Source organism: Pseudomonas sp. B28(2017) (assembly GCF_002113025.1).
Lineage (GTDB): Bacteria > Pseudomonadota > Gammaproteobacteria > Pseudomonadales > Pseudomonadaceae > Aquipseudomonas.
This window is the reverse complement of sequence record NZ_NEJH01000001.1, coordinates 715,389-728,783: the sequence shown is the minus strand read 5'-3', so window position 1 is coordinate 728,783 and position 13,395 is coordinate 715,389. Positions and strand designations below refer to the sequence as shown.

Genomic DNA, 13,395 nt, shown 5'->3' with positions numbered 1-13,395 from the left:
ACCAACGGCTAAATTTGTGCCCACACCCCGAATGCGCAACGGCTTGCCCGAATGCGCTCTGGAGCTGTTCTTCACCCGATTTCTGGCTGGTCTCTCCGCACCCGCCCCCAAGAAGAGGTATAAATGATGGCACGCATTGTCAGAATCCACGAATACGGTGACGCCAGTGTCCTGAAGCTTGAAGACCTGGATGTGCCGGCACCGGCCGCCGACGAGGTACAGATTGGCGTCAAGGCCATTGGCTTGAACCGGGCCGAAGTGATGTTCCGCAACCACGCCTATTTGCAGGAAGCCGAATTCCCCAGCCGTCTGGGTTACGAGGCCGCCGGTGTTGTGGTGGCGATGGGTAGCGCGGTCACCGGGATCAGGATTGGCGATGCTGTCGGTCTGATTCCGCCGCTGGATATCGCACGCTGGGGGACCTACGGTGAACTTGCCAATGTGCCGGCCCATCTAGTGGTCAAGAGCCCGGATAACCTGTCTTTCGTGGAGGCTGCTGCAGCCTGGATGCAGTACGTCACGGCTTGGGGGGCTCTCATCGAACAGGCGAAATTGCAGCAAGGCGACTTCGTTCTAGTAACAGCCGCTTCAAGCAGTGTCGGCCTGGCCGCCTTCCAGATGGCACGCATGGTCGGCGCCACCGCTATAGCGATCACTCGAACCCGCGCGAAGAAACAGGCACTTCTCGATGCCGGAGCTGCACATGTGATCGTCAGCGATGAGGAAGATGTCGTCGAGCGCGTCATGGCGCTGACTGATGGCCAAGGCGCCCGAGTGGTGTTCGACCCCGTGGGCGGGCCATCCTTTGAGCCTCTCACGCAGAGCATGGCCCGAGGCGGCATTCTGCTGGAGTACGGTGCACTCAGCCCCGAGCCGACCCCGTTCCCATTGTTTACCGTGCTGGCCAAGAGCCTGACCCTCAAAGGCTACCTGTATGCAGAAATAGTTTCTGACCCGCAAGCCCTGTCGCGGGCCAAGGCATTCATTCTGGAGGGGCTGGAGTCTGGAGCGCTTCGCCCGATCATCGCCAGGACCTTCGCCCTGAACGACATCCAGGAAGCCCACCGCTACCTCGAAGCCAATCAGCAGATCGGGAAAGTGGTGATCACCGTCTGATCTGCGCAAGGATGGGCTGGACGACGGGAATACTTCCAGCCCTGTTCCTGTCCCGAGCCGGGTGTCCGCATTGGGTTGCGGCTTCGCTTCCCGATCAAGACCATCGCGTACAGCACGCGTCCCCGCTACTCCTCAATACGTCCCGTGGAATCTCGATCGCGCTCGTAGTGTCGTGTGAGCGCAAACGGCGGCAACCAGGCCTCGCGACGCACGACCCAGCTCTCGTAGGTTGGCGTCATCTGGTCCGGAGCATCCAGGGACCCGAGGTTCACTTCGATTTCGTCTGCGCTGCGTGCAAACACGGACGAACCGCAGTGCGGACAGAAATGCCGCCCGGCGTAGTCACGGGTTTCGCCTTCGACCGTCACCGCATCCTGATGAAAAATCGCGGACGCGTGAAACAGTGCCCCATGATGCTTGCGGCAGTCGAGGCAGTGACAGACACCAACCCGGAACGGGCGTCCCGTCGCGACCAGGCGCACCTTGCCGCACAAACAACCGCCGGTGAATCGGTCCATGCCGTGTCTCCTCTAAAACCACACCGTCAGGTTGATCGGTACCGACCATTCGCGCGATTGCCAATTGTAGGTCGATTTGGCGTACACCCCCAAGGTCGTCAGGCTACGGATGGTGGATGCACCAATGACGACACAACACCTCCAGGTTCAGGCCGGCACAACCACTCACCGACCCTGTGTCTAACAGTTTTTGAGAGTTATTGATTCGGATTATCCCGCTGCTGCAGGCAGCATTCGGCCCGCATTGACCGGCGTGCAAGCACCTGCTTTGCGTAACCGACTGGCGAATACCCGTGCCCGAATGCAAGGCACCCAGAGCAATGCCTGGCGCCAGGTCGGAACCCGAATGACAATTTTCATCACTTGAGAACCAAACACATGGGCATGTCGAATAAATGGATTGCGGGTATTGCTTTGAGCTGTGTATTTCAGGTCGGCTGCGTCTCGAAAGTGGCGCAGCAAGAGCAATACTCGGGCTTCCTGGGCAATTACCAGGGCCTGGAGGAGCAAACTACACCGAGTGAGCAGAAAGTATTGCGCTGGGTATCGCCGGGGTTCGATCCTCGCGCGTACTCCACAGTGGTGTTCCGGCAGATGGAGCTGTATCCCGCACCGAAGCCGACCGCTCGCGTCAGCCTGAAGACACTGCAAGACTTGCAATTGATGGCCAGCAACAGCGTCAAGACCGCCTTTGCCAGCCGCTATGCAATTGTCCCTTACCCGCAACTGGCGCCAACCAATTCGCGTTCGCTGATCCTGCAAGCGGCGATCACTCACGTCAGCGCCAACAACGAAGGCATGCACTGGTATGAGGCCGTTCCAATCGGGGCCATTGTCGGCGCAACACAAGCAGCCACCGGGCATCGGGACCAGACTGCCGAGATGTACATCGAAGCCAACCTGATCGACTCCAAGACCGGTTTGCCGGTCGCGAAGATCGTTCGCAAGGTGTTCGGCGAGACACTCGATAATGCCGAGCAGCCGATTGTCGCCAAGGACTTCAAGGTTGCACTCAAAGGCATGGCAGACGATATGCAGGCCCTCCTCCTCAAGCATTGACACCCAGGCAAACCCCATCGCAAACGTCGCAGTGCCTGCCGTCCACCGGCATTGGAAGGCATGGCAAGCAGACCGGCATGGGGTTTCGAAGTGGCGCCACGCCGCGTTTTCCCTCTGACAAACCGTTAGCCGCGCCGACGCCTGACGTGAGGTTCAATGATGAAAATACCGGTCCAAACCTTAGCGGCCCTTATGGTGTTACTGAGCACCAGCGCCCTGGCGGCGACGGTGATCCCTCTCAAAGGTCAGACCTCCCAGACCATCCAGCAGGACACCAGTGCCTGCCAATCCCAGGCCAACGCGCAATATCCGGTACAAAGCACCGTGCCTTCCGGTGGCCGGGTCAAGGGCGCAGCTACCGCCGCGGTAGCCGGGGCCACCGCGGCAGAAGTCCGGGGCCGCCAGCATGAAAACGTCTATGACCAGATCGACGACGATATCAAGCAAGACTATCGCCAGAACCGGGCACGCAGTGCCGCGGCTGCGGGCGCCGTCGTGGGGGCTTCCAGGCAGCGACAGGAGCGCCGGCAGAACCTGAATGCGAGCCAGCAAAACACCACCGCCAGCAACTCTGTCTATAGCAGTTGCCTGCAACAACGCGGCTACGATGTTTTGCCTTGATCGGCGGCGAAATGCCCCCGAAACGTTTACCGACCTTCCTGTCCATGACTCAACGAACCAAACCGAATTGAACTTGAGGGCTCCACCAATGCGCCTTGTATGTGTTCCTGTCGTGATGTTCGCTTCCTGGCTCCTGGCCGGTTGTGCCACCGCCCCGAACAATCCGACTTCAACGTTGCAAACGGACAAATCGCCCGAGCAGTATGTCGACTGCCTGGTACCGAAGCTGAAGGACAAAGAGATGAGCCCTTTGGTGTCAGGCAACGAGCGCAGCTACCGGGTTGTCGTTTCGAGCAAAGTTGCCGTGGACACCGTGCTGGAAACCCATAGGGCACAGAATGGAGGCAAGGTGTATCTCTATGAGCGCCAATTGCTGGCCTCGGCCTTCAAGTCATCGAGTTTCGAGCGTACCGCACAGGAATGCCTGTAGCGCCAGCCGGCGACTTGCCGGTTCAGGTGTTTGAGCGGCCCCAAAAAAACCCCGCGCCCTTCATGAAAGGACGCGGGGCAAAGGCCGTTGAACGAGAGGTGAGGACCGTTTACGTCGCGACAGGCAATCCCTGAACGTGATGTGTATCAACGCTCCTCGAGATCCATTTAAAGCTGTAAACAGCCTGGTTCAAAGCTAATTGGAATCAAAGATGCTTTGTAATCAGCCAGGCGCACAAAAAAACAATCATTGACTTGTATTGGGAAAACTCTCCACCCGTTCAAGTAGCAACTCATGCCTTGTCTGGACAACGATGGCGGTCCACTCAGACCTTGGCTGCGTGCAAATCCACCTGCCCGAGCTTGCAGTTTTCGGATAGCGCAAATAGTCCATTCCAAGCATTATTCGTGATGTCAAAATCAAAACCATGGGTCATCCAGCAATGCTTTTCCTTCGTTTGATTCAATCGATGCCACTGACAGCCAAGATTGTTGGCCACACTGCACACCTCTGAAACGAGCCGTTCCAGCATTGTAGATGCAACACACAGTGCACCTTCCGCCTGGCCCTCATCCTCGTTCACCGCCAAGACCAGAATGTACCGAGCCGAATCCGGCCCCTATACTCAGGCCAGTACCGCCTGAACGGAAGTTTTCTATGAGCCACACCTTCAAGTTGAAAAATGGCGCTGTGGCAGTATTTGACCCAGACAGCGCCGTGCTTTCCATTACAACCCCCCATGGAGATGTACAAAATTCCACGCTAGGCAGAGCCGAGTCACGCCTGTTGGACCTGCTACTCATGGAGCCAGGTGTCACTAAAAGTCGCGACGAAATCATCGACTACACCTGGAATGACCGCGTGGTTGCCTCCGGCAGTTTGAATCAAACCGTTTTCTCACTGCGCAACATTCTTAATGACAGTCGGGATCACGAGATTTTGATGACTGTTCCTCGACGAGGATATTGCTTCAACCGCAACTGCATCGTCGATGCAACAGCAGAAGTACCTACTCCCTCGCAGGAAACTGCCCAGCCACCTGTTCCCGAGGCTGGACAACTGCCGTCACCTGCTAGTGATGAGCCGCCAACACCTTCAGGTAAAACCAGTAAAGCCATCGGCATTACAAAGGCCCAACTGATCGCTTACTTCGTTACGCTGGCAGTCGTTGCCTTTACCGTTTTTCAATTCGATTTCGACGCGCCAACAATTGAAGTGTCCAGTGTCGACAGGAATGGACTGGTCATCCACGCCGTAGGCAATGATCTGGCCGAAGCGCGAGCGCTGATGGAACTTTCGGCCAAACAATCCGAACAGCTGCCGCCAAGCCTGAAAGGTCAAGTCTGGATCAACCTGTATAAAGCCAACTATTCCGTTTCGTGCATTCGCCCGGATCTAAGCACCGCAAACCTGCAATTGAACAGCAGCGAAAGAGACCTCGCCCTGATGATTCGCCAATGCCTGGAAGTCACCTTATGAAGTTTGAAATCCCGCAAATCATTCATTGGCCGATTATTGCCCTGATCAATGCGCTCTGCATTTTCTCCTTCTTTTATTCTCCTTCGCACTACATGGAGAACACCAGCTATCAGACCAAAACCCGGCAATGGCTGGAAGATCTCAACCAACTCAACACCGAAGAGTACCTTACCATCGGGCATGGTCGGTTGACTGGAACCACGCTGGAAAGCCTGAATGGACAAATCCGCAATGCGACCATCTCGGCGAATATCATCGGAGAAAACAAAACACACGTGCAGATTCAAGTCAGGAACGTCAAACTCAGTCAGGACAATGAACTCTTTGCCATTGAAAAGACCCCCGACCTGTTCTTCAGACGCCAATACGTATTGCAAGAAGGCGCCATACTAAACTACGAGTTGATTCCGACGCAGAGCAAGAACGCCGTGTGTTTTTACCTGCACGAGCTTGGCCGTTTGCGCTGCATGAACCATTAGTCGCCCTCCCGCACCGACTCGACGCCGGCCTGGCACAGATTCATGTCAAAGACATCTTCCAGGCAAAAATAACCGTTATTGATTTGAATCAGATGGCGCCCCAGCAAAAAATCCCCCGCCGATAATCTCTGGAATCGAGCCTGCTTGATTCCCGTCCGGGACAATACCCTATACAGGGGAATCAAGTGAAAGCATTGCACTTCCTGCGAACCAGTAAATCGCCGACTTTCGGATTCCTGGCGGCTCTGTTTTTGTCTGTCATGCCACTTTATTCGCTGGCGCACGACGAGCACGCCGTCGAAAGCACGACAATTGAATATTTTGAAATTGAAACAAGCCCCAATGACAGCCAGAAACTGTCGCATCTGAAAATTCAAACCGAGAATGAGTATCACACAGACGAGCAGGAAAGCGATTTCCCTTTCTCTGGCTCACCACAAGGTGATACCGGCACGAGTTACGCCAACTCGCGCATAGTGCTATGAGGCTGAGGCAGGCGGTGACTGGCCCCTTCTGACGACCAGAAAAATATGAGTTTTTGATTTTGGCAGGTGCAATCCGGGTGAGATTATTTGCAGACCGATCCGTGGCAGAGCAGCAGCTGATACTACGTTCTGCCTGAATAAACTGCTAATAAGGAAATCGCCTCGATGCTGCTGAAAAACTTCGTCACCGTGTCGTTTGGTTTATTGCTTTCTCTCAAGGCCATGGCCGACGACAAGGGCATCTACAGTGAAAAATTGACCTGTGCAGAAACCAACAAGAAGGCCCCAAGTGCTGTGAAAACTGACTATCAGGTAAACACGGGTTATCGCATTGACGACTTTCATTCATTTTCGGCTGCAGCCATCGACCCAATGAAACCCCAATCGAAAATCTTCAGTGCGAAGGTTGACCCGCGCAACGTCCAACACATGGACGACTCTCCATTGGACAGCAAGTACGCATTTTCGGCGGAACTGGAACTGATCCGGGGGCTCTGACAACGCTGCGCGGACAGTCATTGCCTGACCCTAATCATTTAACAGATGAGTTTTCAATTTCATGAGTATCGCACCGCCCGATGAAATCTTTCATTTGTCTTCTGCCTTGCCAAGCCAACTGAACAGAACGATAGGCAAATGGGAAATGAGCCTTATCCCGACTGAGCATGAGGCGCACATTCGCCAGCATAAGCTCTTTCACAGCCTCGAACTCCAGTGCAGTCGTCTTGAGTTCGACTCATCCGTCACTCTGGTCAGCGCTGTCCCTGCCGGATGCGTAACATTCGCCATCTCGCAGGCGCCGATTGGTCGCCCTGTCGTAAACAATCACAAACTACGGCCCAACGAAATCATCGTACTGCACAGCGATGAATCGGTGCATTACACCTGCGAACCGAATGAAACACTTTTCACCCTGACCACAACACTGGAGCATTATGACCGATGCCGCCAACGTCACTCGGTCATCGATATACTTGCAAACAGAACACAACACAGTTTCCAGGCTGAAAACTTTCAATTTATACGATCTGCCATTCAAGCCATCAGCGCTTCCTGTGTCGACATCAATGATGATGCGGTACTTGCTTCTCTATTGCAGGCGTTGACGCCCGCTGGCGGCTTCAACCGTAAAGTCCCGACAAGAAGGAAGGTGGCAATAGAGGCCATTGAATACATTCATGAAAATACAAAAAAGACGCTCACCATAAAGTCACTCGTACGGCAACTTGAAACGACAACCCGCACCCTGCATCTTGGCTTTATTGAAACGTTCGGGATGTCGCCAATCGCCTACATCAGGAACTTGAGACTCGCCAGTGCCCGTCGCGACCTGATTAATAAAACCTGGCCGACCGTGACAGAAACCGCAATGTTCTGGAACTTTCATCATCTGGGTCGGTTTTCCATGGCATATCAGCTTGCTTACGGAGAGACACCATCGGAAACGGCCAGGCGCAGCTCAGCCAAGCCCAGCAACACGACCTCCTCCGCTTACAACCAGGTTGATGCCGGGCTTTTATCAAAACCCTGCAAATAACGATTAATCATTACGCTTTACCAGGCACAGGTACCCACAATTGCTTATTTGCCCACTCAAGGAAATAAGCATGCATCATCGAATAAACACACTGCCGCTCAAGCAGAAGATCATCCTGTGCATTACCGCCTACGCCTGCGGCATCTTGTTGGCCTGGGCAATTGACTGGTACTGAAGACGTTTAATACGTGGCTACAAGGTGCACAGTGAGATAATGATACCTCGGGGTTTTTCGATGGTTGCCATATATAAAGCGTTACCTGGAAGGCACGCAGTCACTGTATGCCTGATTGTCGCAGCGGGATGGGCCGCATGGTTCTGTGCCGGATTACTGGCCGAGCCACTCATTGCACGGAAGTTGAATAAGGTTTATGCCGATCTGCGTGCTGCTCAAGTCGAGCCTAATGCACAGATCGACAAGGTACTGGGAACCCTTGGCAGTCTTGATCGTTCGGGGCGGGAATGCTCCGGCGAGCAATATTCACAACTGGCCGACCTGGTTAAAAACCGGCGTTTTGTTGATCAGGCGGCAATCCAGCTGTCCAATGGCAAGATCTGTTCCTCTTACGGGCAAGAACTCCCGTCGATACTGACCGATAACGCGAAGCGCAAGTTCTCCGTTGGAAAGCGAACCTATTGGGTCGATAGCAGCCACGCCGTTTCTGCGGACACCGACTTTATCATTGTGTCGGAACAGTCAACCTACGTCTGGGCAAACAAGAAGATCCTGCTCGACAATCTGAAGCTTCCCGAGGACCTGCAACTGGACCTCATCGGCCCCGGCGGCGCAGTGCCCATTGCCTCTACCGGCCCCCACGCCCTGACGGCGCAGAAGCCGCTCCACCTGGAAGAACTCGTTACCACGGCAGACAAGGTCCTCATCGCCTTTACCGGCAACCGAAATGAACTGATCGCCGTCATTTCGCTTCCGTTGAGCTACCTTACAGGTCTCAAATTCAAATTATTCATTGTCCTTGTGTGCCTGTTCGCAGCGCTGCTCTTGCTCGCAAGGTGTACACGACGGCATTACACCTCTACTGCCGTACGGCTTCGCAATGCCATAAAAGCCAACACGCTGGGTGTTCGCTATCAGCCTATCGTCAATTTGACCACGGGCTATCTGGTTGGCGCCGAATCGCTCTCGCGCTGGAACATCAATGGCAACCCTGTGCCCGCAGACGTTTTCATTCCCGTGGCGGAGAAGTCCGACTTGATCCGCCAACTTACGCGTTCGGTGATTCGACAAGTGGCGGAGGATTACAGCACTTACCTTTGGGCGTGCAAGGACTTCTACATAACGGTCAATCTTTCCGCACAGGACATTCAGGACCCAACCTTTCCAGACTTTGTGGCCAGCCAGCTGGCAACCTATGGCATGCCTGCATCCGCCATGGCCTTTGAAATCACCGAAAGGACCTTGCTCGACCAGAAGCCTGCCGCGATGCAATTGCGACAGCTTCGTGCGTGCGGTCATCGTATTGCCGTGGACGACTTCGGCATTGGCTATTCAAACCTCTCGCTCCTGGATTCAGTGCCTTTCGATATCCTGAAAATAGATCGCTCACTCATCGCCGATGACAGGATCGCGGCCAGGGATGCCATGTGGCGCCACATTGCCCAGTTGGCCAGGTCGCTAAGACTCAAGATGGTCGCCGAGGGTGTCGAGACTCAGGAGCAACTGCCGCACCTGGTTTCTGAGGGCGTGCTATTGGCACAGGGCTGGTTGTTCTCCAAAGAGCTGCCGATTCAAGCGTTGGCAAGACGCTACTTTCAATGCCCGGCAAACATCCCGCCCTACGACTCGAAAATATCAATCAATGATTTCTATTAGCCCCTCGAGGCCCCTCAAATGCTCGCCGAACCCTAACACCTGACAAACCTGTACAAGGACTCCACTACACATGCTACTTCGAAACCTTGGCTTCGCTTCACTGCTATCGCTGCTGTCTTTTCAGGCGCTCGCAGATGACAAAGGTTTATATCTTGGAGCTGGCGTAAGCAGCATCCAGAGCGACGAATCCAGACTGGACGACGACGACACCAGCTACAAGGTTTATGCAGGGTATCGCGTCAATAGCTACCTGGCCTTCGAGGGTGCCTACGTCGATCTCGGTCAATTCAAGGACGGGAATGTCGATTTCGAAGGCAAGTCGGCTCAGGCTGCCGCCCATGTCGGTTTTCCAATAGGTGATCGGATGCGGGTGTTCGGCAGTGTCGGTGCGCACGCCTGGGACGCCGACGGCAATGCCACCGACGACGATACCGGGGTTGATCTGACCTACGGTGTCGGCCTTGAGGTCGATGTCTTTCGCAACATCGGTCTGCGCGCTGAATACGAAGTTCTGGAGGTCGGAGAGATCGATCTGAATCAGACCACCGCATCCGCCTATATTCTTTTTTAACACCACTGCAACTGAGCGGCCGTGCCGGTCGCTCAACGCACTCGCCGCCAAGGTGCGAACTCCCTTCCAGGCGTAATCATGATTCCTTGCGCTCTTGTGCGGGCGCCGGGAACCACTTGTCCTTGGGCACCCATTTCTCTTGTTGCGGATCGCCCAGGTAGTGCGGCGACATGATCTGCACGCCGTACTCGTTGAACACATCCTGGATGTTGGCGTGCAGCATGCTCAGCAGCACCGCTCGCGGCCGAGGCTGACTGGGAATGGCCTGGGCCACCAGTCGGTATTCCGGGTAGAAGTCCGACAATGCCGTCTGAAACACCTGGGCCGGCGGCACTTCGAGAATCCCCGGCGTGCGTTTTGCGGCCTCCAGCAACATCGCCTCCACCTGCCGCCACGGCGTGTCGTAGCCGATTGTCACAACAGTGTCGACCACGTAACCAGGGCCTTGTACGACCCGCGAGTAGTTCTTGGTGACGGTGCCGGTGATCATCGAGTTGGGCAGGGTCAGCACCTCGCCCAGACCGGTGCGAATGCTGGTGGTAAACATGCCCAGTTCGGTCACCGTGCCTTCGTAGTCGCCAATGCGCACGAATTCGCCGGGGCGCAGGGTTCGGGTGTAGGTCAGAATCAACCCCGCTGCCGCCTGGCCCACCACGCTGGTGGCGCCCAGGGAGATCATCAGACCGATCAACACCGACAAACCTTTGAAAGCATCGGTGCCGGCACCCGGCAGGTATGGATAGGCCATGGCCAGGGCAAACAGCCAGATCGCCAGAGACGTCAGGCGTTGAGTCGGTTGCAGGGTTTCATGGTTGAGCCAGCTGAGGGTTCCCGGTGCCGCCATGCGCCGCAGTATCCGCCGCATGAACGCGGTTGCGCCGCGGGCGATAAAGAAGATCGCCAGCGCCACGCCCAGCCCGGGAATGGCACCGACGATCCCTTGCAGCAGATAGCCACCGAGCTCCAACAGATAGTTGTTGAGGCTTTCGCCCCAGGGACGGGTATAGGGAAAACGTGACAGGACAAAGCCCAGCCATTCGTAGGTGAGCAGCAACACGACGGCCCAGCGCACCAGCTCCAGCAGGCGGCTGACCAACGGATACAGATAATTGGCGTCGAGCAGCGGAACTCTTCCGACTTTCAGGGCCTGGGTGTGCCGATGCATCAGTTCGGGCAGTTTTTTCAGCATTCTACGCCGCACAAGCGACATGCCGAACAGCAGACCAATGTAAACGCCGGTGGCCAGCAACGCGGCGCCTGTGGAACGCAGGATCAATCGCAGGCTGCGGGCTTCCCGGGTTTCGGCCACGACCTGGCGCAGCTTGCCGGCGGCGACTTCGGCGGCCTGCTGGACCGAGTCGTATTCGGTCTCGTCGAAGTCCTTGGGCGAAACGATAAAGGCGCGCCGGTTACCCAGCAGCACCATATAGCTTTTTGAGATCGGGTCGAGGGTGACATTGAGGTCGTCCTCTTCATCCAGCGCCTCACCGATGACCGCTTTCGCCCGTTTGACCCGCGAGGCCGGTGCTTCGCCAAGGATGCTCGCGCGAAACACCATGATGCTGCGGTTGGCCACTTTCAATTCAACGGGAGCATCAACCGCTTTCGGAGCGTCTTCGGCCCACAATTGCCCCGCCCCAAACATCCCGAAAACAGTAAACATTACAGCGAGCAGCCTGCTCCGCATGTGTCGGATCCTTACTTCACAAGGTTCGAATCGAGGGTACGTATCGCAGCGTAGTTCACCGATGAACGGTTGTCAGACTTGCCGGGCATGCGACCACGCCCTGCTGGTTTGGCGACTGCCCGTGGCAGTCGCTCAAAACACAGAAGCCCCCTGTAGGAGCGAGCTTGCTCGCGAAGGCTTTGTGTCTGGCGACGTTTTTTGTGTACATATCCGTTTCCGCGGTCACGGCCACTAACGGTTCCGCCTTTACGGCGGGTTACTTGGAAAAGCCCCAAGTAACCAAAGGCTCTTGCCCCTTTCGTTCGGTGCCTCGCCAAGGCTCGGCATTCCCTCGCTCCGGTCCTGCTCCGTGGGCCCGCCGCGATCGGCCTCTCGAGGGGGCAAGCAGATCAAAAGCCAAAGCGAGGCGGCCTACCGGCCGGCCTGATCGCAATTGAACGCGTTTCCCTGTAGGAGCGAGCCTGCTCGCGAAAAACGCCGGGACACCGCGGGGAATCAGGCCGCACGCGTCATCGTTGACGTCCATCGTCGGAACGCCGCCCGGAGCAAGCCCGCTCCCACAGAAGAGCAAAAGCAAAGCAAAGGCAGGTCGGTGTACACCCACGCTCCTCACCACTCAACAGGCCGAGCGTTAGCTCGCCTGCCGCTCTTGATCTTGATCCACCCGCCCCCTCGGCAGGCTGAGCGGAGGTGTTCATCCGGGGATGGGCGCGCAGCGCCGTTCGACGCAGTCGAACCCATTGCATGTAGGTCGCGCGCAGCCGACCCGAGGGCAATGCCCCCGGATGAATGCCGGAGCGAAGGAACCCCGAGCCTTGGCGAGGGGCCGGACGTTCGGGGCGAGCGTTTTTTTGCTTACTTTTTTTAGGCGCTTGTAAAAAAAGTGAGTCGCCGTCAGGGCGAAACCCTAAGTCGCCGTTACCCAAAAAATGGATATGTACTCAGTCAGACCGCCTTCCTCGGAACGCCGCCCGGACCAGGCTCACTCACACAGTGTTATCTGCACCCGATTCAAGGATTGACCTGATAACCCTTGCCCTGCAAACAACTGGTGTAGGCCGCCGCGGTGTTGGCCTGGGTGGTTTTCGATTGCTCCCGGCGTTCCTGGCGCTGACGTGAAGCGCCGACCACGGCGCCAGCCGCCGCCGTCTCCTTGGCGCGGTTCTGGCGGTATTCCTGTTGCACATCACTATCGACGCGATCATAAACCTCGTCATGCCGATTGCCGCGCACCTGGGCTGCGGTCGCGCCGGCAGCGGCCCCGACAGCAGCGCCCTTGACCCTCCCGCCGGAAGGCGTAGAAGCCGTCGAAGCACTCTGACTGGCGGCGATGCTGTTGCATTCGTTGATATCGGCCTGGGTTTGTTGCGAACTTTGCCCTTTCATCGGCACCACCGTTTGCGCCCATCCCGGGGCACTCAAAACCGACAATGCGATGCACAGGCTGAGCGGTAAAAACCTTTTCATGAAGTCCTCCGACAGGCTTGCCACGACGGGCAAGCCTTTGGGTCGACTGGCGGACGGCAGGTGATGCCTGCCGATCAGGTGGAGCAACAGTGAAGTGTAGTTCAACGTCGCCCGC

The 13,395-nt window shown here is 56.3% G+C and carries 15 protein-coding genes; 11 read left to right on the top strand and 4 right to left on the bottom strand.

The window, feature by feature from the left end; genetic code table 11:
* The first annotated feature begins 126 nt into the window (after nt 1-126).
* Nucleotides 127-1,116, top strand: coding sequence for a zinc-dependent alcohol dehydrogenase family protein (locus tag CAF65_RS03330; RefSeq protein ID WP_085715236.1), 990 nt, complete (start codon nt 127-129; stop codon nt 1,114-1,116).
* A 125-nt stretch (nt 1,117-1,241) separates the two neighbouring features.
* On the opposite strand, the gene CAF65_RS03325 is transcribed toward CAF65_RS03330, so the two are convergent.
* A complete protein-coding gene (locus CAF65_RS03325) occupies nt 1,242-1,634 on the bottom strand; it encodes a GFA family protein (RefSeq protein ID WP_085715007.1) in 393 nt (130 codons plus the stop codon).
* A 378-nt stretch (nt 1,635-2,012) separates the two neighbouring features.
* Here CAF65_RS03325 and CAF65_RS03320 point away from each other — a divergent pair, with 378 nt between their 5' ends.
* From CAF65_RS03320 to CAF65_RS03310, 3 genes are all read left to right on the top strand, one after another.
* Nucleotides 2,013-2,693 carry a DUF3313 domain-containing protein gene (locus tag CAF65_RS03320; RefSeq protein ID WP_085715006.1) on the top strand — a complete coding sequence of 227 codons (681 nt, stop codon included), beginning with the start codon at nt 2,013-2,015 and terminating at the stop codon, nt 2,691-2,693.
* A gap of 159 nt (nt 2,694-2,852) precedes the next feature.
* Complete coding sequence (locus CAF65_RS03315; RefSeq protein WP_085715005.1) at nt 2,853-3,314, top strand: hypothetical protein; 462 nt, start codon at nt 2,853-2,855, stop codon at nt 3,312-3,314.
* Between the two features lie 88 nt (nt 3,315-3,402).
* On the top strand, nt 3,403-3,744 hold the full coding sequence (locus tag CAF65_RS03310; protein WP_085715004.1) for a hypothetical protein: 342 nt from the start codon (nt 3,403-3,405) through the stop codon (nt 3,742-3,744).
* Nucleotides 3,745-4,069: 325 nt separating this feature from the next.
* Here the strand turns inward: CAF65_RS03310 and CAF65_RS27750 are convergent, their stop codons facing one another.
* Nucleotides 4,070-4,327, bottom strand: coding sequence for a hypothetical protein (locus CAF65_RS27750; protein ID WP_143492068.1), 258 nt, complete (start codon nt 4,325-4,327; stop codon nt 4,070-4,072).
* Between the two features lie 74 nt (nt 4,328-4,401).
* Between CAF65_RS27750 and CAF65_RS03305 the strand changes: the two genes are divergently transcribed.
* The 7 genes from CAF65_RS03305 (at nt 4,402) to CAF65_RS03270 (ending at nt 10,126) form a co-directional block, all read left to right on the top strand.
* Nucleotides 4,402-5,223 (top strand): transcriptional regulator, encoded by an 822-nt coding sequence (locus tag CAF65_RS03305; protein ID WP_085715003.1) that lies wholly within the window; start codon nt 4,402-4,404, stop codon nt 5,221-5,223.
* Complete coding sequence (locus tag CAF65_RS03300; RefSeq protein ID WP_085715002.1) at nt 5,220-5,702, top strand: hypothetical protein; 483 nt, start codon at nt 5,220-5,222, stop codon at nt 5,700-5,702. The genes CAF65_RS03305 and CAF65_RS03300 overlap by 4 nt, the downstream gene beginning before the upstream one ends.
* A gap of 185 nt (nt 5,703-5,887) precedes the next feature.
* Nucleotides 5,888-6,187 (top strand): hypothetical protein, encoded by a 300-nt coding sequence (locus tag CAF65_RS03290; protein ID WP_256578591.1) that lies wholly within the window; start codon nt 5,888-5,890, stop codon nt 6,185-6,187.
* Nucleotides 6,188-6,352: 165 nt separating this feature from the next.
* A complete protein-coding gene (locus CAF65_RS03285) occupies nt 6,353-6,685 on the top strand; it encodes a hypothetical protein (protein WP_085715000.1) in 333 nt (110 codons plus the stop codon).
* Nucleotides 6,686-6,746: 61 nt separating this feature from the next.
* The gene (locus tag CAF65_RS03280; RefSeq protein WP_085714999.1) at nt 6,747-7,724 is read left to right on the top strand and encodes a helix-turn-helix domain-containing protein; all 978 of its coding nucleotides are present in this window, start codon (nt 6,747-6,749) and stop codon (nt 7,722-7,724) included.
* A 358-nt stretch (nt 7,725-8,082) separates the two neighbouring features.
* Nucleotides 8,083-9,555, top strand: a complete 1,473-nt coding sequence (locus CAF65_RS03275) for an EAL domain-containing protein (protein ID WP_256578590.1) — start codon at nt 8,083-8,085, stop codon at nt 9,553-9,555.
* 70 nt (nt 9,556-9,625) lie between these two features.
* Nucleotides 9,626-10,126 (top strand): outer membrane beta-barrel protein, encoded by a 501-nt coding sequence (locus CAF65_RS03270; RefSeq protein ID WP_085714997.1) that lies wholly within the window; start codon nt 9,626-9,628, stop codon nt 10,124-10,126.
* A 76-nt stretch (nt 10,127-10,202) separates the two neighbouring features.
* Here the strand turns inward: CAF65_RS03270 and CAF65_RS03265 are convergent, their stop codons facing one another.
* Complete coding sequence (locus CAF65_RS03265) at nt 10,203-11,813, bottom strand: mechanosensitive ion channel family protein (protein WP_085714996.1); 1,611 nt, start codon at nt 11,811-11,813, stop codon at nt 10,203-10,205.
* A 1,011-nt stretch (nt 11,814-12,824) separates the two neighbouring features.
* Nucleotides 12,825-13,280 (bottom strand): YMGG-like glycine zipper-containing protein, encoded by a 456-nt coding sequence (locus CAF65_RS03260; RefSeq protein ID WP_085715234.1) that lies wholly within the window; start codon nt 13,278-13,280, stop codon nt 12,825-12,827.
* Between the last annotated feature and the right edge of the window lie 115 nt (nt 13,281-13,395).